Origin of the sequence: Patulibacter medicamentivorans (genome assembly GCF_000240225.1) — a bacterium.
GTDB lineage: Bacteria > Actinomycetota > Thermoleophilia > Solirubrobacterales > Solirubrobacteraceae > Patulibacter > Patulibacter medicamentivorans.
This window is the reverse complement of record NZ_AGUD01000039.1, coordinates 1-21,524: the sequence shown is the minus strand read 5'-3', so window position 1 is coordinate 21,524 and position 21,524 is coordinate 1. Positions and strand designations below refer to the sequence as shown.

Here is a 21,524-nt window from a genome sequence, read left to right as displayed (position 1 = left end):
CGGGATCGGCGCCTAGACGGCGGCCGGCTCGCGGTCGTCGGTCGTCTGCCACTCGCGGATGTCGACGAAGTGGCCCTCGATCGCGGCCGCGGCGGCCATCTGCGGCGAGACCAGGTGCGTGCGGCCGCCCTTGCCCTGGCGGCCCTGGAAGTTGCGGTTCGACGTCGACGCGCAGCGCTCGCCCGGCTGCAGCACGTCGGGGTTCATGCCCAGGCACATCGAGCAGCCCGCTCCGCGCCAGTCGAAGCCGGCGTCGGTGAAGACCTTGTCGAGGCCCAGCTGCTCGGCCGCGATCTTCACCTGGACCGAGCCGGGGACGACCATCGCGTAGACGTGGTCGGCCACCTTGCGGCCCTGGATCACGTCGGCGGCGGCCTGCAGGTCGGCCAGCCGGCCGTTGGTGCAGGAGCCCAGGAAGACGCGGTCGATCTTGATCTCCTCGATCCGCTCGCCGCCCTCCAGGCCCATGTACTCCAGCGCCCGCTGGGCCTGCTCGCGCTGGGCCACGTCGTCGAAGCTGTCGGGCGTCGGGACCGTGCCGTCGACGCCGACGACCATCCCCGGGGTGGTCCCCCAGGTGACCCGCGGCGACAGCTGGGTGACGTCGACGACGATCTCCTTGTCGAAGACCGCGCCCTCGTCGGTGTAGAGCTGCTTCCACTGCTCGACCGCGGCGTCCCAGGCCTCGCCCTTCGGGGCGGCCGGCTTGCCCTGGACGTAGTCGAAGGTCGTCTGGTCGGGGGCGATCATGCCCGCGCGGCCGCCGCCCTCGATCGTCATGTTGCAGATCGTCATCCGGCCCTCCATCGAGAGCTGCTCGACGGCCGGACCGGCGAACTCGACGACGTAGCCGACGGCGCCGTCGACGCCCATCTGGCCGATCGCGCCCAGGATCATGTCCTTGGCGGTGACGCCGTAGGGCAGCTCGCCCTCGAAGCGGATCCGCATCGACTTCGGCTTCTTCTGGACCAGGGTCTGGGTGGCCAGGACGTGCTCGACCTCGCTGGTGCCGATGCCGAAGGCCAGCGCGCCGAAGGCGCCGTGGGTGGCGGTGTGCGAGTCGCCGCAGACGATCGTCATGCCCGGCTGGGTCATGCCCTGCTCGGGGCCGACGACGTGGACGATGCCCTGGCGGTTGGAGCCGAGCGAGAAGACCGGGACGCCGAACTCGGCGCAGTTGCGCTCCAGCGTCTCGACCTGGGTCCGGGAGAGCGCGTCCTTGATCCGGGCCGCGACCGGCGTGCCGTCCGTCGGCACGTTGTGGTCGGCGGTCGCCAGGGTCTTGTCGGGCCGGCGGACCGGACGGCCGGCCAGCCGCAGGCCGTCGAACGCCTGCGGGCTCGTGACCTCATGGACCATGTGGAGGTCGATGTAGATCAGGCCCTCGGCGACCTCGTGGGCCTCCCAGATCTTGTCGAACAGCGTCTTGGGCATCGTGCGCTCCGTGAGGGTGGAGTGAGTGGTCTCGGCGACGGGTCGGCGTCGTCAGCTGCGGCGCAGGCCGGCGCTGACGACGGCCAACAGGACCGCGTCCCCGGGACCGGGGTTGTCGAAGTGGTGTGGCAGATCGGCGTCGAAGGTGACGCAGTCGCCCTCGGCAAGGGCGTGGTCGACCCCGTCGCAGTGCAGGACCAGCGCCCCGTGCTCGACCAGCGCGATCTCGCGGCTGCCGGGCTCGTGCATCGGCGGGTCGTCGGCGTTGCCGGTGCGGGCGCCGGCCCGCAGCTCGTGGCGGGTCAGCTCGCTGCGCTGGCCCGGCAGCGGCGCGGTCAGGATCTCGATCACGTGACCGCGTTTGGCGTCGCCGCCGCGACGACGCTCGCCACGACGGACGATGGTCACCGAGCTGCTCTCGTCGAGGCGCAGCAGCTGGCTCAGGCGCAGGTCCAGGCCAGCGGCGATCCGCGCGGCGACCTGCAGGGTCGGCGACGTCTCCCCCCGCTCGACCTGGCTCAGAGTCGTTGCCGACACGCCGCAGCGCTCGGCGACGTCGCGCAGCGACAGGCCCATGTTCTCGCGCAGGGCGCGGACGCGCGGGCCGATCTCGATCCGCTCGGCGTCGGCCGGCATGACGGTGGGGGTCGCCATCTCGCGCTGTACAGTATCACGTACAAGCGTACGGTCAAGCGGACGTCTCCACGGTAGGCGCGCCGGCAGGCCCCCGCCCGGCGCCGCCCCTAGACCGTCCCGTGGAGGAAGTACCAGACGAACACCCCGGCCACCACCGCCAGCAGCGGGTGGATCTCGCGCCAGCGGCCGCGGAGCGCCGCGATCAGGACGTAGAGCACCATCCCTGCGCCGATCCCGTTGGCGATCGAGAAGGTGAACGGCATCAGGGCGATCGTGGCGAAGGCGGGCACGGCGATCCCGATGTCGTCCCACTCGATGTTGGCCACGACGCTGATCATCAGCGCGCCGACGATCACCAGCGCGGGCGCGGTCGCCGCGGTCGGGATCACGCCGACCACGGGCGCGAAGAACATCGCGATCAGGAACAGCGCGCCGGTGACGACGTTGGCCAGGCCGGTGCGGCCGCCCTGCTCGACGCCGGCCGAGCTCTCGATGTAGATCGTGTTCGACGACGCCGAGGCCGCGCCGCCGGCGACGGCGCCGACCGACTCGACCAGCAGCACGCGGCTCATGCCCGGCAGCCGGCCCTGGTCGTCGGTCAGGCCGGCCCGGCGGCCGAGGGCCAGCGCGGTGCCCATCGCGTCGAAGAAGTTCGACATCAGGACCGTCACCACGACGGCGATCGCGGCCCCGGCCCCGAGGGTGCTGAAGAAGTCGAACGAGAAGTCGCCGACGAGGCCGAAGTGCGGCGCCTCCGCGATCGAGTCGGGCCGCACCGCCCCCGGCACCGGCGTGCCGTCGGCCAGCTTGTTGACGACGCCGGCGAAGAGCGTCGAGGCGACGATCCCGATCAGCAGGGCGCCCGGGACCCGGCGGGTCATCAGCACCGCGATCAGGACCAGGCCGATCAGGAAGACCGCGGTGTTCCAGGTCCCGACATCGCGCGTGATCGAGACGATCGGGTCGGCGCTCTCCGGGCGGATCACGATCCCGGCGTCCTTGAAGCCGATGAAGGCGATGAACAGGCCGATGCCGGCGCCGATCGCGCGCTTGAGCGCATCGGGGATCGCGTTCATCACCGCCTCGCGCAGGCCGACGAGCACCAGCACCAGCATCACGACGCCTTCGACGACGATCACGCCCATCGCCTCGGACCAGCCGAGCCCGTCGCCCGCTACCAGCGTGTAGGCGACGAAGGCGTTGATCCCGAGCCCGGCCGCGAGCGCGAACGGGACGTTGGCGAAGACGCCCATCGCGATCGTCATCGCCCCGGCGACCAGGGCCGTGACGGTGACCAGCTCGCCGTGGTCGAGCTTCAGGCCGCTGCCGTCGGCGATCGCGCCGAGGATCGACGGGTTGACGGCCAGGATGTAGGCCATCGTCGCGAACGTGGCCAGGCCGGCGAGCACCTCGGTGCGCACGCTGCTGCCCCGCTCGCTGATGCGGAAGAAGCGGTCCATGGGTCCTCTGCGGGGCGGCGAACGACGCGCCGCGACCGGCCCCGGGCGGCCACCGCGCAGGGCCCACCCTAAGGCTCCGCACGGCGGAATCCGCTCGCCCGTTGGCGCATCCGGGGACCCCGGGGGACGCCCGCGCGGCGGACGCCCCTCGACCGCCGACCGCGGCGCGGGCTAGGCGAGCAGGCCGGTCCCGACGACGATCTTCAGCGTCCGCGACTCGCTGCGGGGCTTGTCGAACGTGGCCGGCGCGGGGTACGACTTCGGGCTCGCGCCGACCGCGCCGCCGCCGAGGATGCAGCGGATCCACGCGGCGTGGCGGGCCTCCACCGAGTGGATCGAGAGCGCCGCCTGGACGTAGCCGCGGGTCTTGATGTTCGGGCCCTGGCCGGCGTAGGCGGCCACGCCGGTGTCCTCCAGCGCCACGGCCGTCGGCCCGAAGCTGGTCTTCGAGATCGCGCCGGCGACGGCGGTCATGTCGAGCTTCGGCGCCTTCACCGCCTTCTTGCCGAGGCCCTTCCGCAGGAACGCGACGTGCTCGGCCTCGTGGACGGCCACGACCTGGGCGAACTGCTTCAGCTCCGGCGAGGCGAAGTCGTTCGCGGCGACGGCGGCCTCGTAGAACGCCGCCTCCAGGTACTCCAGGGTCAGCGCGTAGTTGAGGATCCGGATGTCGTTGGCCAGCGACTGCTTGCTCGAGATCTTCGCCTCGGCGATCGACGGCAGGCCGAAGATCGAGGCGCCGGCGACGAGGCCGGCGCCGGCCAGCGCGCCGGTGCGCAGGAAGGTGCTGCGGTCGAAGCCGGCGGATTCGGCGACGTCGCGGACGTCGCCGTCCACGTCGAGCTGCTCGAGGTTGACGAGGTGCGGCATGGGATTCTCCCGTAGGTCGTGGCGTGGAGCGGGGCCGATGGGCCTCGCTCCCTCACCCCGTCCAACGGCCGGCCCGGCCGAGCGGATGCGTCCCGCTAGGGCGTCGGCTCGAGCGCCCCGTCGGCGCGATGCCCGGCGGCGAGCTTGCGGGCCGCCACGTTGACCGCCCGCAGGTAGGCGATCGCCGACGCCCGGATCGTGTCGGTGTCGACGGCCTGGCCGGCACCGGTCACGCGGTCGCCGGCCACGACGCCCGGCAGGTCCCAGCGGACCGCCGCGCCGGCGGTCCCCAGTTCGACGACGACCGAGGCCTGGGCGAGCGCGTCCTGGCCGCCGGTGACCGCGTCGACCCGGTACTCGCGCAGGCGGGCGTCGACCCCGACGGCGGCGTCGATCGCCCGGAAGACCGCGTCGACCGGGCCGTCGCCGGTGAACGACCCGGAGACCTCGCCGCGATCGGGCGTCCCGACGACGACCACGGCGTGCGGCGGGCGGGCGTCGCTGGTCGCCTCGACGGCGTAGCTGACCAGCCGGAAGGCGCCGACCGCGTCGTCGCCCCGCAGCTCGTCGGTCACCAGCGCCTCGAGGTCCATGGCGGTGACCTGCTTCTTGCGGTCGGCCACCTCCTTGAACTTGTCGAACGCCTGCCGCAGCGCCTGGCCGTCGAGCTCGTAGCCGAGCTTGGACAGCGCGTCCTTCAGCGCGGCCCGACCGGAGTGCTTGCCCAGCACCAGCTGCTCGGCGTCGTCGATCCCGATCGAGGCCGGGTCCATGATCTCGAACGTCTGGCGGTTCTTGAGGACCCCGTCCTGGTGGATCCCCGACTCGTGGCTGAAGGCGTTGCGGCCGACGATCGCCTTGTTCGGCTGGACCGCGTAGCCGGTCAGGCGCGAGACCAGGCGGCTGGTGCGGGCGATCTCGGTCGTGACCGCGCCGGTCGTGTAGCCGAGCCGGTCCCTGCGGGTCTCCAGGAGCATGATGATCTCCTCGAGCGAGGTGTTGCCGGCCCGCTCGCCGATCCCGTTGACCGCGCACTCGACCTGGCGCGCGCCGACCGACAGGCCGGCCAGCGAGTTGGGGACCGCCAGCCCGAGGTCGTCGTGGCAGTGGACCGAGAGCACGACGTCGCGCAGGGCCGGCGTGTACTCGTAGAGCTTGCTCAGGAACTCCGCGTACTCGTCGGGGGTCGCGTAGCCGACGGTGTCGGGAACGTTGATCGTCGTGGCGCCCTCGTCGATCGCGATCTGGAGCACCTGGGCGGTGAACTCCGGGTCGGCGCGGGTGGCGTCCATCGGGCTGAACTCGACGTCGTCGACGAGCGACTTGGCGTGCGCGACCGCCGCCTTGGCGCCCTCGAGCACGTCGGCGCGCGTGTTGCGCATCTGGTGCTCGATGTGGATGTCGGAGGTCGAGATGAAGGTGTGGATCCGCGGCTTCGCGGCGTCGCGGACCGCCTCCCCCGCCCGCGTGATGTCGCCGGCCTGGGCGCGGGCGAGCCCGGCGATCACCGGGCCGTCGACCTCGCGGGCGATCGCCTGGACCGCCTCGAAGTCGCCGGGCGAGGCGATCGGGAAGCCGGCCTCGATCACGTCGACCCCGAGCCGCGCGAGCTGGTGGGCGATCTCCAGCTTCTCGCCCTTGTTGAGCGAGATGCCCGGCGACTGCTCGCCGTCGCGCAGGGTGGTGTCGAAGATGATGACCCGGTTCGGGTCGCTGGGCGTGGTCATGGTCGGGTGTCTCCTGTGGGGCTCGTCCTCGGATCCTGCCTGCTGTGAGTTCGCGGCTTCGCGGCCGCCACGCATCGCTCCCCCTAGCGGGGGAGGAGCACGAGCAGAAGAGCGAGGTCGAGGCGCCGAGCCATGACTGCCGGGCAGCGTAGCAGCGCTCCCTCGGCTGGTCCGCGCGCGAACCAGCCGAGGGGATCGGCGCGGCTAGAGCGAGACGGCGCGCCCCTCGACGAAGCCGTCCTGCTGCAGGATCCGGTCGAGGACCTCGGCCGCGACCGGGCCGTCGGTGGTGATGACCATCACGGCGTGCTCGCCGCGACCGCCGTCGTCGTCCTGGTCGTAGCCGACCGCCGCCTGCTCGATGTTGACCCCGGCGTCGCCGAGCAGCGCGCCGATCCGCCCGACCATGCCCGGGCGGTCGCTGTAGCGCAGGATCAGCAGGTGGCCGTCCAGCTGGAGGTTGAAGCGCTGGCCCCAGGCCTCCAGCAGGTGCGGGCGGTTCCGGCGGCCGAGCGTGGTGCCGACGACGCGGTGGCGGACGCCCTCCGAGACGACGGTGACGCGGATCAGGTCGGTGAAGTCGCGCGCCTGCGTGCGCGTGGTCTCCTCGATCTCGATCCCGCGCTCGGCGGCGATCGACGGCGCGTTGACGTCGTTGACCGACTCCTCGGTGCGCCCCTCGAGCACGCCCCGCAACGCCGCCAGCGAGAGCGGGCGGACGTCGCGCTCGGCGATCCGGCCGAGGACCTCGACCTCGATCCGGTCGATCGAGCTGCCGCCGGCCAGGTCGGCGGCGACGCGGCCGAGCTTCGACGAGAGCGGCAGGAACGGCCGCAGCACCTCGAGATCCTCGCGGCCGACCGCCGGCGCGTTGACGGCCGACGTGACGGTGCCGCCGGTGAGGGCGGCGACCATCTGCTCGGCCGCCTGGAAGCCGGCGCGGTCGTTGGCCTCGGCCGTCGACGCGCCCAGGTGCGGCGTCAGGATCACGTTGTCGTAGCCGGCGAGCGGGTGGTCGCTGACGGGCTCCTCCGGGAACACGTCGAGCGCGGCGCCGGCGACGGTGCCGGCGTCGAGCGCGACCTGCAGCGCGGCCTCGTCGATCAGGCCGCCGCGGGCCACGTTCAGCACCCGCACGCCCGGCTTGACCTTGGCGAACGCCGCGGTCCCGAGCCAGCCGGCGGTCTCCGGCGTCTTCGGCAGGTGGATCGTGATGAAGTCGGCCTCGGCGTAGATCTCGTCGCTGTCGGCGGCCTTCTCGACGCCCAGCTCCTTGTAGCGCTCGGCGCTGACGTAGGGATCGAAGGCCAGCACGCGCATCGCCAGGCCCTGGGCGCGCTCGGCGACTAGCTGGCCGATCCGGCCGAAGCCGATGATCCCGATCGTCTTGCCGTACAGCTCGACGCCGGAGAACTTCGAGCGCTCCCACTTGCCGGCCGCCATCGAGGCGTTCGCCTGCGGGATGTTGCGGGCCAGCGCCATCATCAGCGCGACCGTGTGCTCGGCGGCGGTGACGACGTTCGACTGCGGCGCGTTGACGACGACGATCCCGCGCTTGGTCGCGGCCGGGATGTCGACGTTGTCGACGCCGACGCCGGCACGGCCGACGACCTTCAGGTTGGTCGCCTTGTCGATCAGCTCCGGGGTGAACTTGGTCGCCGAGCGGATCAGGACGCCGTCGTACTCCGGCAGCTTGGCGAGGAACGTCTCGTCGTCCCAGTCGATGCCGAGGTCGACGTCGAAGCCGGCCTCGCGCAGGGCGTCGATCCCGGACGGGCCGACCTTCTCCTTGACGAGGACCTTGGGGGTCTCGGGCATGGTGCGGTGGCTCCTCTGGTCAGGCGGCGGGAAGCCGCTCGACGACGTAGTCGATGGATGCGGTCAGCTGCTGGACGTCGGCGGGGTCGATCGCCGGGAACGTCGCCACCCGCAGCTGGTTGCGGCCGAGCTTGCGGTAGGGCTCGACGTCGACGATGCCGTTGGCGCGCAGCGTCCTGGCGACGGCGGCGGCGTCGACCGCGTCGTCGAAGTCGATCGTCGCGACGACCAGCGAGCGGCTCGCCGGGTCGGTCACGAACGGCGTCGCGTAGTCGGCCTTCTCGGCCCACTCGTACAGATGGCCCGAGGACGCGGTGGTCCGCCCGACGGCGAAGTCGAGGCCGCCGTTCCGGTTGAACCAGTCGAGCTGCTCGGCGAGCAGGAACAGCGTCGCGACCGCCGGCGTGTTGTAGGTCTGGTTCTTGACCGAGTTGTCGAGCGCCGTCTTCAGCGACAGGAAGTCGGGGATCCAGCGGTCGCCGGCGGCGATCTGCTCGATCCGCTCCTGCGCGGCCGGGCTCAGCAGCGCCAGGTAGAGGCCGCCGTCCGAGGCGAAGCTCTTCTGCGGCGCGAAGTAGTAGGCGTCGGCCTGGCTGGCGTCGAGCGGCAGGCCGCCGGCGCCCGAGGTCGCGTCGATCAGGACCAGCGTGTCGTCGCCGAGGCCCGCCGGGCGCTGGACCGGCACCATCACGCCGGTCGAGGTCTCGTTGTGGGCCCAGGCGATCGCGTCGAGCGCGCCGATCTGGTCGCCGGCCTGAGCGACCGCGTCGGCCGGGGTCGGGGCGCTGCCCGGATCGGCGCTGACCACGACCGGCTCGCCGAGGAACGGCGCGGCCTTGGTCGCCTTGGCGAACTTCGAGGAGAACTCGCCGTAGGTCAGGTGCAGCGCGCGGTCGCGGACGAGGCCGAAGGCGGCGGCGTCCCAGAAGGCGGTCGCGCCGCCGTTGCCGAGCAGGACCTCGTAGCCCTCCGGCAGCGAGAACAGCTCGCTCAGGCCGCTGCGCACGCGGCCGACGAGGTCCTTGACCGGGGCCTGGCGGTGGGACGTGCCCATCAGGTCGGCGCCCCCGCCCGCACCCGAGCGGGCGAGCGCGGCGAGCTGCTCCGGGCGGACCTTGGACGGCCCGCAGCCGAAGCGGCCGTCGGCGGGCTTGAGGTCGTCGGGAAGGGTGATCGCCGCGTCGGCGGTGGGCTGGCTGGGTCCGGTCATGCTGCTCCTCGGTGGAGTGGACGTCGGTGCCCAGGCGCGCGGCGGTCCTGCTGCCATCGCTCCCCGGTGGTCGGTTCCACCCGCAGGCGCCAGTCGCGACGGCTCGGTGGAGGATAGCGAAGGGATCGCCGCGGTCTGCGGCCGTTCACCGAACGCTCACCGTCGCGCGACCCGCGGGAGCCGGCGGGCCCGTCCGATAGCGTCGCGGCCATGTCCTTCCGTCCCGTCACTGCCCGCCGATGAGCGCCGACGATCCGCGGGCCGCCCTCCGCGAGCGGCTGCGCGAGCTCGACGACCTGCAGCACGCCTCACGCGTGCTGGGCTGGGACCAGCAGGTGGCGATGCCGGCGGCCGGCACCGCGGCCCGCGGCCGCGCCGGCGGCACCGTCGAGCGGCTCGCGCACGAGCGCCTGACCGATCCGGAGCTGGGATCGCTGCTGGACGCGGCCGAGGCCGCCGGCGAGGACCCGGGCGTGATCCGCGCCGTCCGCCGCGACCACGAGCGCGCCCGCCGGGTCCCGGGCGAGCTGGTCGCCGAGATCGCCCAGGCCGCCGCCGACGCCCAGCCGGTCTGGCAGAAGGCCCGCGAGACCAGCGACTTCGCGCTCTTCGCCCCCGCGCTGAAGCGCAACCTCGAGCTGCGCCGCCGCGTGGCCGCGTGCTTCCCCGAGGCCGCGCACCCCTACGACGCGCTGCTGGACCAGTTCGAGCCCGAGATGACGACCGCCGAGGTCCGGTCGGTGTTCGACCGCCTCCAGGCCGGGCTGCGGCCGCTGATCGCCGCGATCGCCGGCAAGCCGCTGCCCGACCCGCTGGGCGGCGTCTACCCGGTCGACGCCCAGCGGACGCTGTCGCTGGAGATCGGCCGCACGATCGGCTTCGACGACGAGAGCTGGCGGCTCGACGTCTCGACCCACCCGTTCTCGCAGAAGGTCGGGCCCGGCGACGTGCGGGTGACGACCCGCTACGACGAGGCCGACCCGCTCAGCGGCCTGCTCTCGACGCTGCACGAGGTCGGCCACGGCCTCTACGAGTTCCAGGTCGACCCGGCGCTGGCCGGCACCACCGCCGACACCGGGACGTCGCTGGGGATCCACGAGTCGCAGAGCCGGCTGTGGGAGAACCAGGTCGGTCGCTCGCGGGCGTTCTGGGCGCACTGGTACCCACGCGCCCAGGAGCTGTTCGGCGACGCGCTCGCCGGCGTCGACCTCGATGCCTTCCTGCGGGCGGTCAACGTCGTCCGGCCGTCGCTGATCCGGGTCGAGGCCGACGAGGTCACCTACGCGATGCACATCGTGCTGCGGTTCGAGCTCGAGGTCGCGATGCTCGAGGGCAGCCTCGAGGTCGACGACCTGCCGGCGGCCTGGAACGCCCGGATGAGCGAGCTGCTCGGCGTCGACGTGCCCGACGACGCGCACGGCGTTCTGCAGGACATCCACTGGAGCTTCGGCGAGCTGGGCTACTTCCCGACCTACGCCCTGGGCAGCATCATCAGCGCCCAGCTGTGGGAGGCGGCCGGCGCCGCGATCCCCGACCTCGAAGGCGCGATCTCACGCGGGGACGCGGCGCCGCTGCGGGCCTGGCTGGGCGAGAACGTCCACCGCCACGGGCGCACCCGGACCACCGACGAGATCCTGCGGGCGACCACCGGCGGCCCGCTCGATCCCGATCCCCTCGTGCGCTACCTGACGACGAAGTTCGGCGCGCTCTACGGGCTGGTGCCGAGCTAGGGCCCCGGCCGCGTCAGTTCCAGGTGTTGATGCTGGCGGCGATCCCCAGCACCAGGAACAGCAGCCAGAGCGCGCCGGCGATCGCGAAGAGCCAGCCGATCGCGCGCTGGACCGGGCCGATCGGCCCCCGCAGGAGGATGATCCCGCCGATCACCGCGCCGAAGCCGCCGGTCAGCACCGCGATCACGATCGCCACCACCAGCCGGCCGACGTCGAGCGGCGGCTCGGCGGCGGAGCGACCGGCGGCGCCTCGCGCCGGGGCCGGCGCGGTCGTCCCGATCGACGGCCGCGGGGCCGGCTGGCGCGGCGGCAGCGGAGCCGCGGCCGGCGCCGTGATCCGCGTCGGCTGGTCCGACGTCCCCGCCAGCCCGGCCGGGTTGGCGGCGTCGGTCGCGAGCGCCTCCGGTGATCGCTCCGGGCGGCGCGATCGGGCGGTCAGCACCGACCCGGCCGTCAGGACCGAGCCGGCCGCCAGCAGCGAGCTGCTGGCCAGCACGCTCGATGGCCGCGGCTCGCGATCCCCGGTCTCGGGCTCGGCGCTCACGCCCCGATCCTCTCAGAGCCCGCGGCGACCGGACATGGCCGGTCGCGCGGGGGCCGCGACGCGAGGCGGCTGCCCCGCGCGTGGCGCGGCTCAGCCCTGGCTGAAGCCGCCGTCGTCGATCCAGTCCATCTGCTTGCGCAGCTCCTTGCCGGTCAGCTCGAGCTGGGTCTTCGCCTGCTCCTCGCGGAGCCGGTTGAAGTTCTCGTTGCCGGCGCGGTTCTCGGCGATGAACTCGCGGGCGAAGGTGCCGTCCTGGATCTCGCCGAGGATCTTCTTCATCTCGGCCTTGACGCTGTCGTTGACGACGCGCGGGCCACGGGTCAGGTCGCCGTACTCGGCCGTGTTGGAGATCGAGTAGCGCATCCCCGCGAGGCCCTTCTCGTACATCAGGTCCACGATCAGCTTGAGCTCGTGGAGGCACTCGAAGTAGGCCATCTCGGCCGGGTAGCCGGCCTCGGTCAGGGTCTCGAAGCCGGCCTGGACCAGCGCCGAGGCGCCGCCGCAGAGGACGGCCTGCTCGCCGAACAGGTCGGTCTCGGTCTCGTCCTTGAAGGTCGTCTCGAAGACGCCGCCGCGGGTGCAGCCGATGCCCTTGGCGTAGGCCAGGGTCAGCGCCTTGGCGTTGCCGGTCGCGTCCTGGTGGACGGCGATCAGGCCCGGGACGCCGGAGCCCTCCTGGTACTGGCGGCGGACCAGGTGGCCCGGGCCCTTCGGAGCGGCCAGCGCGACGTCGACGTCGGCGGGCGGCTGGACCTCGCCGTAGAGGATCGAGAAGCCGTGGCCGAAGAGGACCAGGTTGCCCGGCGCGATGCCGTCCTTGACCTCGTTCTCCCAGACGTCGCGGTGCAGCTCGTCCGGGACCAGGATCTGGACGATGTCGCCCTTGCTGGCGGCGTCGGCGATCGAGAGCACCTCGAGGCCGGCGTCCTTGGCCTTCTGGACCGACGAGGAGCCCTCGCGGAGGCCGACGACGACGTTGACGCCCGAGTCCTTGAGGTTCTGGGAGTGCGCGTGGCCCTGGGACCCGAAGCCGATGATCGCGACGGTCTTGCCGTCGAGCAGCGTCAGATCCGCGTCGTCGTCGTAGAACATAGGCGCGGAGTCTAAGCGCGCGAGGGTTGCGGGCGCCGTGCGCCCGTGCGGGAATCCGTCCGAGCGTCCCGTATCCCGCGCAGCCGCCGGATCAGGCGTCGGCGGAGGCCACGAGCACCGCGCCGGGCACCGCGACGGCGCCCTCCGCTCCGCTGGGATCCGGGTAGGCGGCGAAGGCCTCGTCGATCTCGGCCTCGACCGCCGCCCGCTCGTCGTCCGGCAGCCCGGCCACGGCCTGCCCCGCGATCGACGACAGCGCGAGCAGGTTGCGGCGGTGGGTCGCCGCGTCGGGCGAGCGGTAGGTGATCTCCAGTCGCTCGACCTCGGGCAGGACGAACCCGGCGCTGCCCAGCAGCTCGATCAGGCGCTCGCGGTCGCCGAGCGCGAACGGATGGGTCGACGACGGCGGCCACGCGGGCAGCAGGCCGCGGGCGACGAGGATCTCGATCGGCGCCCGGAACCAGGGGTTGTCCTCGTAGCGGTCCCAGACCGCCAGCGCGATCCGGCCGCCGGGCCGCAGCACGCGCCGGGCGTCGCGCAGGGCGGCCTCCGGGTCGGGCACGAGCATGTAGCCGAAGCGGACCAGGAGCCCGTCGAGCGAGGCGGCCTCCATGTCGAGCCACTCCAGCTCCATCGGGGTCGCCTCGACGTTGAGGATGCCGCGCTCCTCCGCGTGACGGCGCGCCGCGGCCACCATCGCCTCGGCCCCGTCGGCGAGGATCACGCGGCCTCCGGGGTGGACCAGCTCGGCGGCCAGCAGACCGGTGTCCCCCAGGCCCGCCGCCGCCTCCAGCACGACGTGGCCCGGCTGCGGGGAGATCGCGTCCACCATCCAGTGCGAGATCGGCTCGAACGCCGCCTGCTGCCACGGGCGCAGGCGCTCCCACACCGCCGCCTGGGATTCCCACTGCTGGCGGCTGCGCGCCCGCTGCTCGTCGAGGTCCGGCTCCGGCGCGTCGCTCACCCGCTCATCGTCGCACGCGGCGCGCCGGTCGGCTGCTCCCCAGGGCGACCGATCAGCGGCGGCGACGGCGGTCGTGCGGCGGCCGCGCCGCCGGTGGCAGCGCGTGCCGGTCGTGCCGACGGCGGCCGTGGCCGTGACGCCCGCGGCGCCGTTCCTCGCGCAGCCGCTCCAGCTCGCTCTGCGGATCGCCACCGGGTCCCAGGCCGCGCCACGAGGTGCCGACCACGCCGGCCCCGGTGCCGATGATCACCCAGATCGGCCAGAAGTGGCCCGACGCGCCGCTCGCCAGCCAGATCACGACGCACAGCAGGCTGATCGCCGCGGCGCCGCCGGCCTTCTGCGCCAACTGGGCCTTCAGCTCGCGCCGGACCGCCTCGTCCGGGCGCTTCGGGTGCGGATCCTGCTCCGTCAGGGCCGGCAGATCGGCGGTCAAGGCGGCGAGCTCGTCGACCGTCTTCGCCTCGAGCGTGCCGGTCAGCCGCTCCTCCAGCTCCTCGTGATCGAGCCGGCCGGCGGCCGTGTGACGGCGCAGGGCCTCGATCACCCGCTCGCGATCGGCGTCGGAGGCGCGGAGGGCCGGCGGGGCGGCCTGCTCCCGGGGCCCGGGTCCGGGCTGCTCGTCGCCGTCCACCATCGCGGCCCAAGCCTACGTCAGCCCAGCGCCCGTCGCAGCAGCTTGCCGGAGGTGGTCCGCGGCAGCGCGTCGACGATCTCGATCTCGCGCGGGCGCTGGTGGCGGGCCAGCTGGGCGGCCAGCCGCTCGCGCAGCGCGTCGACGTCGAGGGTCGTCCCCGGCGCCGCCACCAGCTTCGCGCAGACCCGCTCCCCCCACTCGCGGTCGGGACGGCCGAAGACCGCCGCCTCGGCGACCGCCGGGTCGGCCTCGATCACCCGCTCGACCTCGAGCGGCAGCACGTTCTCGCCACCGCTGATGATCGTGTCGGCCTTGCGGCCGGTGACCCGCAGGTGGCCGCGCTCGTCGATCGCCCCCAGGTCTCCGGTGCGCAACCAGCCGTCGTCGCCGACCGCCGCCGCGGAGACCGTCGGGCCCCGGACCAGCAGCTCGCCGTCGGGCGCGGTCGCGACGGTCGTGCAGAAGAGCGGCGAACCGAGCGTGGCGATCTGGCTGCAGGCCTCGGACATCCCGTAGGTCGGCGCGACGGGGACGCCCGCCCGAGCCGCGTCCTCCAGCAGGCCGGCGGGGATCGCGGCCCCGCCGAGCAGCACCCAGCGCAGCGATGCGGCGCCGTCCGGTCCGCCGCGGAGGCCGGCGTCGAGCAGCCGCCGAAGGGTCGTCGGGACCAGCGAGACGACGGTGATCGGGCCCGCCGCGGCGTCCCGGCCGTGGAGCGCGTCGAGGACCCGCTCGCCATCCCAGCGCTCGTGGACGACCGCGGTCGTCGCCGCGATCGCGCTCCGCATGAGCACGCTGAGCCCCCCGACGTGGTTGAGCGGCAGCGCGCAGAGCCATCGCTCCTGCGGCGGGCAGCCGAGCGCCGTGGCCGATCCGAGCGCGCTCCACAGCCAGTTGCCGTAGGTCAGCGGGATCGGCTTGGCGGCCCCGCTCGTGCCGCTGGTGTGGACGACGATCGCCGTCGCGTCGAGGTCGTGGTGGTCGAGCCGTCGCACCGCGGGGTCCGGGACGGTCGTCGCCAGGTCGGTCGTCGCGTCGACGGCCAGGATCGCCGTCGCGCCGCGGCGCTCGCGCTCGGCCGCCGGCAGCGCCGGGTCGAGCGGGACGGCGATCGCGCCGATCCGCAGCAGCGCGTGGAGGACGACCACGAACCGCTCGCCCGGCGGCAGCGCCAGCACGACGCGCTCGCCGGGACGGGCGCCCAGCCGCCAGAGCCGCCCCGCGGTGTCGTCGACGGCGGCGAGCAGCTGGCGGTAGGAGACGCCGACCAGCGCCTCGTGGTGGGGGCGGCGCGCGGCGGCGCGCACGATCCAGGACGGCACCTGCACGCCGTCGGACGCTAGCCGCTGGCGCCGGGCGGCGGCCTGCCCCGGCGGCGCTCTGCGCGCGTTCGGGTCATCCGAACGCCGCCAGAGCAGGCCCCGCGCCGACCGCCACCGCCGGCCCGGCCGGCGCCCGGGCGCCGGTCGCACTAGCGTTCAGCCGGTCCGTCGCTCCGCGGCCGCGCGTGCGCGCGCCCCGGCCCGGCACCATCGACCCGCGAAGGAGACCCGTGTCCGACGTCATCTGGACGCCCGAAGGCGACTACAGCGACATCCGCTACGAGGTCTCGTCGAACCACGGTCCGGAGCTGGAGCCGGGCGCCGGCCCGAGCGCCGGGTCGATCGCCAAGATCACGATCGACCGCCCCGAGGTCCGCAACGCCTTCCGCCCGCAGACGCTGATCGAGGTCTCGCACGCGCTCGAGCGCGCCCGCGAGGACACCGCGGTCGGCGTGATCCTCCTGACCGGCGAGGGCCCGCTGGCCTTCTGCTCCGGCGGCGACCAGCAGGTCCGGGGCGACTCCGGCTACCTGACCGATCCCGACAACCCCGACCGCCAGCCCTCCGGGGCCTCGGTCGGGCGCTTCCACGTCACCGACCTGCAGATCCAGATGCGCCGGCTGCCGAAGCCGATCGTGGCGATGGTCGCCGGCTACGCGATCGGCGGCGGCCACGTGCTGCACCTCTGCTGCGACCTGACGATCGCCGCCGACAACGCCCGCTTCGGCCAGACCGGTCCCAAGGTCGGCTCGTTCGACGGCGGCTTCGGCGCCAGCGTCCTGAGCGACCTCGTCGGCCCGAAGAAGGCGAAGGAGATCTGGTTCCTCTGCCGCCAGTACTCGGCCCAGGAGGCGCTGGCGATGGGCCTGGTCAACACCGTCGTGCCGCTCGACGAGCTCGAGGCCGAGACCGTCCGCTGGTGCGAGGAGATGCTGGCCAACTCGCCGTTCGCGCTGCGGCTGCTGAAGGCCAGCTTCCACGCCGCCGAGGACGGCTACGCCGGCCTGCAGCAGCTGGCCCACGACACCAACCTGCTCTTCTACGGCAGCGAGGAGGCCCAGGAAGGACGCGACGCCTACAAGCAGAAGCGTCATCCGGACTTCTCCCGCTTCCCCAAGCGCGCCTGATCCGATGAGCACCCACGCCGACCACGTCGCCGACTCCGGCACCGCCCCCCGACCGAGCCCGGTCCGGATCTGGATCCTGGCGGCGCGTCCCAAGACGCTGCCGGTGGGCCTGGCGCCGGTCCTGGTCGGCACCGCGCTGGCGATCCACCAGGACGCCTTCCGACTCGGCGGCTTCCTGGCCGCGCTGCTCGGCGCGCTCTTCATCCAGGTCGGAGCGAACCTCTCCAACGACTACTCCGACGCCCGTCGCGGCGCCGACACCGAGGATCGGCTCGGCCCGCTGCGGGTCACCGCCGGCGACCTGGTGCCGCCGCAGCAGGTGCTGATCGCGACCTGGGTCAGCTTCGGGATCGCGGTCCTCTGCGGGCTCTACCTGATCATCACCGTCGGGTGGGTGATCCTCGCGATCGGGGCGGCCTCGATCGTCGCCGGCGTGCTCTACACCGGTGGCCCCCGGCCCTACGGCTACGAGGGCCTCGGCGAGCTGTTCGTCTTCCTCTTCTTCGGCCTCGTCGCCGTCACCGGAACGCACTACGCGCTGGCCGAGCGGTTCGACGGCACCGCCCTGGCGCTGTCGGTCCCGGTCGGCCTGATGGCCGCCGCCGTGCTGGTCGTCAACAACGTCCGCGACATCGACACCGACCGCCGCGCCGGCAAGCGGACGCTGGCGGTGCGGCTCGGCCGCGAGCGGACGCGACAGCTCTACGCGGCGATGCTCGGCGGCGCCTACGTGCTCGCCGCCCTGGTCGGCGCGATCGACGAGGAGCTCTCCCCCGCGCTGCTGCTGGTGCTGCTCTCGGCCCCGCTGGCGGTGCGGCTCGTCCAGCAGGTGCGCGGCCACGTCGACGGGCCGACGCTGAACGCGGCGCTCGCCGGCACTGGCCAGCTGGAGCTGGTCTTCTGCGTGCTGCTGTCGGCCGGCATCCTCGTCTCCTGACCGCCGCCGACGGTCGCCGATCACGGTGACCGGCGCCGATCAGGTGGGCCTGGCGACCGGCTCCGGCGTCGGCGCGTACGCTCCCGTCCGTGGATCTGCGCATCCAGGAAGTGGCGATCCGGCTCTCCCAGCCGGTGCGTGCCGCGTGGGGAGAGATCGCGGAGCGTCGGATGCTCCTGGTCGAGCTCGAGGACGACGACGGGATGGTCGGCTACGGCGAAGCCGCACCGCTGGAGCCCTACGACGGCGTCTCGCTGGAGCGCTGCCGCGAGGCCCTCGAGTCCTGCCGCCGGACGCTGCGCGGCGTCACCAACGGCAGCGGCGCGACCGCGCTGGAGCGGTGCCGCACCGTCACCGACCTGCCGCACGCGCTGGCCGCCGTCGACCTGGCCCTCTGGGACCGCGCGTCGCGTCGCGAGCAGCGCTCGGTCGCCTCGATGCTGACCGAGGAGCCCGCGAACTGGGTCCCGGTCAACGCCACGATCGGCGCCCAGGACCCGGCCGACGCGGCCGAGAGCGCCCGCGAGGCCGCCGACGCCGGCTTCGAGACCGTCAAGGTCAAGGTCGGGCTCGACGACGACGAGGAGCGCGTGCGCGCCGTCCGCGAGGCGATCGGCCCCGACGTCGCGCTGCGGCTCGACGCCAACGGCGCCTGGTCGACCGGCGAGGCGCTGACCGCGATCGCCGCGCTCTCGCCCTACGGCGTCGAGCTGGTCGAGGAGCCCGTCCACGGGATCACCGACCTGCGCCTGATCCGCGATCGGCTGCCGGTGCGGGTGGCGATGGACGAGACCGCCGACGAGCCGGGTGCGATCGCCTCCGGCGCCGCCGACGTCGTCGTCCTCAAGATCGGCCGCAGCGGCGGGATCGGCGGCCTGCTGGCGCGCGCCGCGCTCGCCCGCTCGACCCGCGCCGACGTGCTGCTGGCGTCGACCTGGGACGGGCCGCTCGGCGTCGCCGCCGCCGTCCACGCCGCCGCCGCGCTGAAGCTCCGCGACGCGTCCGGCCTGGCGACCCTGACGCTCTTCGAGCCCGCCGCCCTCGACGCGGTCGGGATCGGCGACGTCAGCCTCGGCGACCTCGCCACGCGCCTGATCGCCAAGGACGGCACGATCAGCGTGCCGCGCGGCGCCGGGCTGGTCTGAGGCCGCGGCGAGCCGGCCCGACGTCCGGCCCGCGGGCGCCGCTATCGTCGCGCCGGCCATGCCCGACCGCTCCAGCGACCTCCCCCTGCTCGGCCTCCACGTCTCGCCCGCCGGCGGACTGCCGAAGGCGATCGAGCGCGGCGTCGCCCTCGGCTGCGAGTCGATCCAGATCTTCAGCCAGTCGCCGCGCCGCTGGGCGCCGACCAACCACTCCGAGGAGTCGATCGCCGAGTTCCGCGAGGCGCTCGCGGCGTCGCCGATCCAGAGCGTCGTGATCCACGCGCTCTACCTGGCCAACGCCGCGACCCCGGACCCGGAGCTGCGCGAGAAGTCGCTGGCCGCGATCACCCACTCGCTGCGGGTCGGCGACGCGATCGGCGCCGACGGCGTGGTCCTCCACCCCGGGTCGGCGAAGGACGGCGATCCGGCGATCGGGATCGAGAACTGCGGCGAGGTCTTCAAGGAGGCCCTGGCCGAGTCCGACCACTGCCCGCTGCTGCTCGAGGACACCGCCGGCACCGGCGGCACGCTCGGCCGCTCGTTCGACGAGCTGCACCGGCTGCTGGAGGTCTCCGGCGGCCACGAGCGGATCGGGCTCTGCCTGGACTCCTGCCACCTGCTGGCCTCGGGCTACGACGTCCGGACCGCCAGCGCGCTCGACGCCGTGCTCGCCGAGGCCGACGCGTCGTTCGGGCTCGACCGGCTGCGCTGCATCCACGTCAACGACTCGCAGACCCCGCTCGGCTCCAACCGCGACCGCCACGCGCCGCTCGGCGAGGGCGAGATCGGCGAGGAGGGGATCGCGGCGGTCCTCAGCGAGCCGCGCTTCGGCGGCCTGCCGGTGATCTTCGAGGGCCCGGGGACCGAGGGCAAGGAGCCGACCGCGGCCGACATGGAGATCGCGCTGCGCCTGCGCGACCAGGGCCGCGCCGCCCGCGGCCTGGCCTGAGCCGGGGGAAGCCCCGCCGGGAGCGGCGACGACGCGGTCGATCTGCGTCGTCCCGGCGCAGGTTTCACGAACTCCAGTCCTCGCGCATAGGTGGCCTTGAGGTGGCCGCGACAGGATGGTTCTCGATCGATTCCCCTCCCCCAGGAGTCATCGCGAATGTCCCAGTCCTCCGAGCACCCCGCCAGACGCCTCACCCGACCCGCTCAGCGCGTCCGCGCCGCGGCCCGGCCGATCGCCGTGGCCTCGGTCGTGGCCCTGTCGAGCACCGGCCTGGGCATGGCGGCGGTCCCCGCCGCCCAGGCCAGCCGGGTCCAGCAGCGGCTGGTGCACGAGGGATACCTGTCCGACGCCGACGTCTCGGGCCGCTACGACCCGCGGACCGGCGCCGCCGTCGCCCGCTGGCAGGCCGATCGCGGCCTGCGCGCGGACGGCATCGTCGACACGGCGACCGCCGACGTCCTCCTGGGGATCCCCCACCACTCCATCCCCAGGAGCAGCGGACGATGAGCACCGAGACGTCAGCCCAGCGCGCCCAGCGCCTCAGCCACCGCCGCCGGCGACTCGCGCAGCAGGCCATGGCCAGCGCCGGGAACAACGACCTCGCCCGCCGGCTTCGCCGCAAGCTCGACGACGCGACGGGCGATGTCGCAGTAGCGGCGGTCGCGGGCCCCGGCGACGACCGTCAGCGGAACCGCAAGCGTCGCAAGTCGATGCCACACCGCGGGTACCGCGCCCGGCCCCAGACCGCGTAGGACCGCCGCCAGCCCCTCGGGGTCGGCGGCCGCGATCTCCGCCCGCTGGGCCTCGCGGACCGCGGGCGGGTCGCCCTCCCACAGCGGCATCCGGCCCCAGCGGTCGGCGAACGCCTGGCTGCCGTTCTCCAGCAGCCACGCCGCCTGCAGCTCGTCGGACATCCGACGCGACGCGCGCTCGTGCTCGCCCGGGGTGCCCGGCGTCGACGAGATCAGCACCAGGTGGGCGATCCGCCGCTGCTCCTCCAGCGCCAGGTGCAGGGCCATCCGGCCGCCGAGCGAGTAGCCGGCCAGGATCACCGGCTCGGCGGCGTCCAGCGCGTCGAGATCCGAGCGCAGGTCGTCGAGCACGTCCTCGAGCTCGATCGGCCGATGGTCGCTGCGGCTGCCGTGCCCGCGGAGGTCGACCGCGCACAGCCGGAAGCGCCGCGGATCGAGCCGCGCGGCGACCGTGTCCCAGGAGCGCGATGAGCCGCCGAACCCGTGCAGCGCGAGGATCGTCGTGGGCGACATCGAGCAGAAGGCTGCCAGAGCCGACGCTCGCGCGCGCTCTCTGGCACCCTCGAACCGTGACCGCCGCGCCCGACGACCGTCCCTCCGCGCCTCCGGAGCCCGCCCGCGACGGGCGCGGCAGCCGGGTGCTGCTGGCCGTGCTCGTCGACGAGCTGGTCCGCGGCGGCGTCCGCGACGTCGTCACCTCGCCCGGGTCGCGCAACGCCCCGCTGCTGGCCGCCCTCACCGCCCACGGCGCGCTGCGGGCGCACAGCGTGATCGACGAGCGCAGCGCCGGCTTCGTCGCCCTCGGGCTGGCGAAGGCCAGCGGCCGGCCGGTGGTGCTCTGCTGCACGTCCGGCAGCGCGGTCGCCCACTACCTGCCGGCGGTCGTCGAGGCTCACCACGCCCGGATCCCGCTGATCGTCCTCAGCGCCGACCGCCCGGCCGAGCTGCGGGACGTCGGCGCCGGTCAGACGATCGAGCAGCCGGGGATCTTCGCGACGGCCGTCCGCTGGAGCCAGGAGCTGGCGCTCGACACCGCCGACCGCGGCGGCGTCCGGTTCGCGAGGGCGCTCGCCGCGCGGATGCTGGAGGCGGCCGCCGGCGACGGTCGCGGACCGGGGCCGGTGCACCTGAACCTGCCGCTGCGCGAGCCGCTGGCGCCGGGCGCCGGCGACG

20 protein-coding genes and 1 riboswitch are annotated in these 21,524 nt (G+C 73.9%); of the genes, 7 read left to right on the top strand and 13 right to left on the bottom strand.

The features are described from left to right. Nucleotides 1-12 precede the first annotated feature (12 nt). The 7 genes from leuC to serC all read right to left on the bottom strand — a co-directional run bounded on the left by leuC (nt 13) and on the right by serC (nt 9,155). Nucleotides 13-1,434 (bottom strand): 3-isopropylmalate dehydratase large subunit, encoded by a 1,422-nt coding sequence (leuC, locus tag PAI11_RS04470; RefSeq protein WP_007571289.1) that lies wholly within the window; start codon nt 1,432-1,434, stop codon nt 13-15. Nucleotides 1,435-1,485: 51 nt separating this feature from the next. Further along, entirely contained in the window at nt 1,486-2,088 is a 603-nt protein-coding gene (locus PAI11_RS04465; RefSeq protein WP_244406507.1) for a helix-turn-helix domain-containing protein, read from the bottom strand. A gap of 89 nt (nt 2,089-2,177) precedes the next feature. After that, nucleotides 2,178-3,530 carry an NCS2 family permease gene (locus PAI11_RS04460; protein WP_007571286.1) on the bottom strand — a complete coding sequence of 451 codons (1,353 nt, stop codon included), beginning with the start codon at nt 3,528-3,530 and terminating at the stop codon, nt 2,178-2,180. Between the two features lie 171 nt (nt 3,531-3,701). Further along, the gene (locus PAI11_RS04455) at nt 3,702-4,400 is read right to left on the bottom strand and encodes a ferritin-like domain-containing protein (protein WP_007571285.1); all 699 of its coding nucleotides are present in this window, start codon (nt 4,398-4,400) and stop codon (nt 3,702-3,704) included. 95 nt (nt 4,401-4,495) lie between these two features. Beyond that, nucleotides 4,496-6,127 carry a 2-isopropylmalate synthase gene (locus PAI11_RS04450; RefSeq protein WP_007571283.1) on the bottom strand — a complete coding sequence of 544 codons (1,632 nt, stop codon included), beginning with the start codon at nt 6,125-6,127 and terminating at the stop codon, nt 4,496-4,498. 204 nt (nt 6,128-6,331) lie between these two features. Next, nucleotides 6,332-7,945 (bottom strand): phosphoglycerate dehydrogenase, encoded by a 1,614-nt coding sequence (gene serA / locus PAI11_RS04445; RefSeq protein ID WP_007571282.1) that lies wholly within the window; start codon nt 7,943-7,945, stop codon nt 6,332-6,334. A gap of 19 nt (nt 7,946-7,964) precedes the next feature. Next, complete coding sequence (gene serC / locus PAI11_RS04440; RefSeq protein ID WP_007571280.1) at nt 7,965-9,155, bottom strand: phosphoserine transaminase; 1,191 nt, start codon at nt 9,153-9,155, stop codon at nt 7,965-7,967. A gap of 21 nt (nt 9,156-9,176) precedes the next feature. After that, nucleotides 9,177-9,262: riboswitch (ZMP/ZTP riboswitch) on the bottom strand. Nucleotides 9,263-9,394: 132 nt separating this feature from the next. On the opposite strand from serC, the gene PAI11_RS04435 reads away from it, so the two are divergent. Beyond that, entirely contained in the window at nt 9,395-10,885 is a 1,491-nt protein-coding gene (locus PAI11_RS04435; RefSeq protein WP_007571278.1) for a carboxypeptidase M32, read from the top strand. Between the two features lie 13 nt (nt 10,886-10,898). Here the strand turns inward: PAI11_RS04435 and PAI11_RS04430 are convergent, their stop codons facing one another. The 5 genes from PAI11_RS04430 to PAI11_RS04410 all read right to left on the bottom strand — a co-directional run bounded on the left by PAI11_RS04430 (nt 10,899) and on the right by PAI11_RS04410 (nt 15,447). Beyond that, nucleotides 10,899-11,429, bottom strand: a complete 531-nt coding sequence (locus PAI11_RS04430) for a hypothetical protein (RefSeq protein WP_007571276.1) — start codon at nt 11,427-11,429, stop codon at nt 10,899-10,901. Nucleotides 11,430-11,519: 90 nt separating this feature from the next. Then, nucleotides 11,520-12,521, bottom strand: a complete 1,002-nt coding sequence (gene ilvC, locus PAI11_RS04425; RefSeq protein WP_007571274.1) for a ketol-acid reductoisomerase — start codon at nt 12,519-12,521, stop codon at nt 11,520-11,522. Nucleotides 12,522-12,612: 91 nt separating this feature from the next. Further along, entirely contained in the window at nt 12,613-13,485 is an 873-nt protein-coding gene (locus PAI11_RS23880; RefSeq protein ID WP_007571272.1) for a class I SAM-dependent methyltransferase, read from the bottom strand. 52 nt (nt 13,486-13,537) lie between these two features. After that, nucleotides 13,538-14,119: a DUF1707 SHOCT-like domain-containing protein gene (locus PAI11_RS23875; RefSeq protein WP_050897101.1), complete on the bottom strand. Its 582-nt coding sequence runs from the start codon at nt 14,117-14,119 to the stop codon at nt 13,538-13,540. A gap of 17 nt (nt 14,120-14,136) precedes the next feature. Next, nucleotides 14,137-15,447, bottom strand: coding sequence for a class I adenylate-forming enzyme family protein (locus PAI11_RS04410; protein ID WP_007571268.1), 1,311 nt, complete (start codon nt 15,445-15,447; stop codon nt 14,137-14,139). Between the two features lie 224 nt (nt 15,448-15,671). Between PAI11_RS04410 and menB the strand changes: the two genes are divergently transcribed. The 5 genes from menB to PAI11_RS04385 all read left to right on the top strand — a co-directional run bounded on the left by menB (nt 15,672) and on the right by PAI11_RS04385 (nt 20,106). Then, entirely contained in the window at nt 15,672-16,568 is an 897-nt protein-coding gene (gene menB, locus PAI11_RS04405) for a 1,4-dihydroxy-2-naphthoyl-CoA synthase (RefSeq protein ID WP_007571266.1), read from the top strand. 4 nt (nt 16,569-16,572) lie between these two features. Continuing rightward, nucleotides 16,573-17,505, top strand: a complete 933-nt coding sequence (locus PAI11_RS04400) for a 1,4-dihydroxy-2-naphthoate polyprenyltransferase (RefSeq protein ID WP_007571264.1) — start codon at nt 16,573-16,575, stop codon at nt 17,503-17,505. Between the two features lie 89 nt (nt 17,506-17,594). Beyond that, nucleotides 17,595-18,650 carry a mandelate racemase/muconate lactonizing enzyme family protein gene (locus PAI11_RS04395; RefSeq protein ID WP_050897100.1) on the top strand — a complete coding sequence of 352 codons (1,056 nt, stop codon included), beginning with the start codon at nt 17,595-17,597 and terminating at the stop codon, nt 18,648-18,650. A gap of 58 nt (nt 18,651-18,708) precedes the next feature. Further along, nucleotides 18,709-19,599: a deoxyribonuclease IV gene (locus tag PAI11_RS04390; RefSeq protein ID WP_007571260.1), complete on the top strand. Its 891-nt coding sequence runs from the start codon at nt 18,709-18,711 to the stop codon at nt 19,597-19,599. A gap of 156 nt (nt 19,600-19,755) precedes the next feature. Then, a complete protein-coding gene (locus tag PAI11_RS04385) occupies nt 19,756-20,106 on the top strand; it encodes a peptidoglycan-binding domain-containing protein (protein WP_040598345.1) in 351 nt (116 codons plus the stop codon). A gap of 11 nt (nt 20,107-20,117) precedes the next feature. On the opposite strand, the gene PAI11_RS04380 is transcribed toward PAI11_RS04385, so the two are convergent. Beyond that, nucleotides 20,118-20,864, bottom strand: coding sequence for an alpha/beta fold hydrolase (locus PAI11_RS04380; protein ID WP_007571255.1), 747 nt, complete (start codon nt 20,862-20,864; stop codon nt 20,118-20,120). Between the two features lie 56 nt (nt 20,865-20,920). Between PAI11_RS04380 and menD the strand changes: the two genes are divergently transcribed. Further along, the coding region (gene menD / locus PAI11_RS04375; protein WP_040598341.1) for a 2-succinyl-5-enolpyruvyl-6-hydroxy-3-cyclohexene-1-carboxylic-acid synthase at nt 20,921-21,524 on the top strand (604 nt) is incomplete at its 3' end.

Bases quoted from the DNA above. Each gene is read 5' to 3' on its own strand.
- leuC (WP_007571289.1), bottom strand. From the start codon at position 1,434: ATGCCCAAGACGCTGTTCGACAAGATCTGGGAGGCCCACGAGGTCGCC.
- PAI11_RS04465 (WP_244406507.1), bottom strand. From the start codon at position 2,088: ATGGCGACCCCCACCGTCATGCCGGCCGACGCCGAGCGGATCGAGATC.
- PAI11_RS04460 (WP_007571286.1), bottom strand. From the start codon at position 3,530: ATGGACCGCTTCTTCCGCATCAGCGAGCGGGGCAGCAGCGTGCGCACC.
- PAI11_RS04455 (WP_007571285.1), bottom strand. From the start codon at position 4,400: ATGCCGCACCTCGTCAACCTCGAGCAGCTCGACGTGGACGGCGACGTC.
- PAI11_RS04450 (WP_007571283.1), bottom strand. From the start codon at position 6,127: ATGACCACGCCCAGCGACCCGAACCGGGTCATCATCTTCGACACCACC.
- serA (WP_007571282.1), bottom strand. From the start codon at position 7,945: ATGCCCGAGACCCCCAAGGTCCTCGTCAAGGAGAAGGTCGGCCCGTCC.
- serC (WP_007571280.1), bottom strand. From the start codon at position 9,155: ATGACCGGACCCAGCCAGCCCACCGCCGACGCGGCGATCACCCTTCCC.
- PAI11_RS04435 (WP_007571278.1), top strand. From the start codon at position 9,395: ATGAGCGCCGACGATCCGCGGGCCGCCCTCCGCGAGCGGCTGCGCGAG.
- ilvC (WP_007571274.1), bottom strand. From the start codon at position 12,521: ATGTTCTACGACGACGACGCGGATCTGACGCTGCTCGACGGCAAGACC.
- PAI11_RS23875 (WP_050897101.1), bottom strand. From the start codon at position 14,119: ATGGTGGACGGCGACGAGCAGCCCGGACCCGGGCCCCGGGAGCAGGCC.
- PAI11_RS04400 (WP_007571264.1), top strand. From the start codon at position 16,573: ATGAGCACCCACGCCGACCACGTCGCCGACTCCGGCACCGCCCCCCGA.
- PAI11_RS04390 (WP_007571260.1), top strand. From the start codon at position 18,709: ATGCCCGACCGCTCCAGCGACCTCCCCCTGCTCGGCCTCCACGTCTCG.
- PAI11_RS04385 (WP_040598345.1), top strand. From the start codon at position 19,756: ATGTCCCAGTCCTCCGAGCACCCCGCCAGACGCCTCACCCGACCCGCT.
- PAI11_RS04380 (WP_007571255.1), bottom strand. From the start codon at position 20,864: ATGTCGCCCACGACGATCCTCGCGCTGCACGGGTTCGGCGGCTCATCG.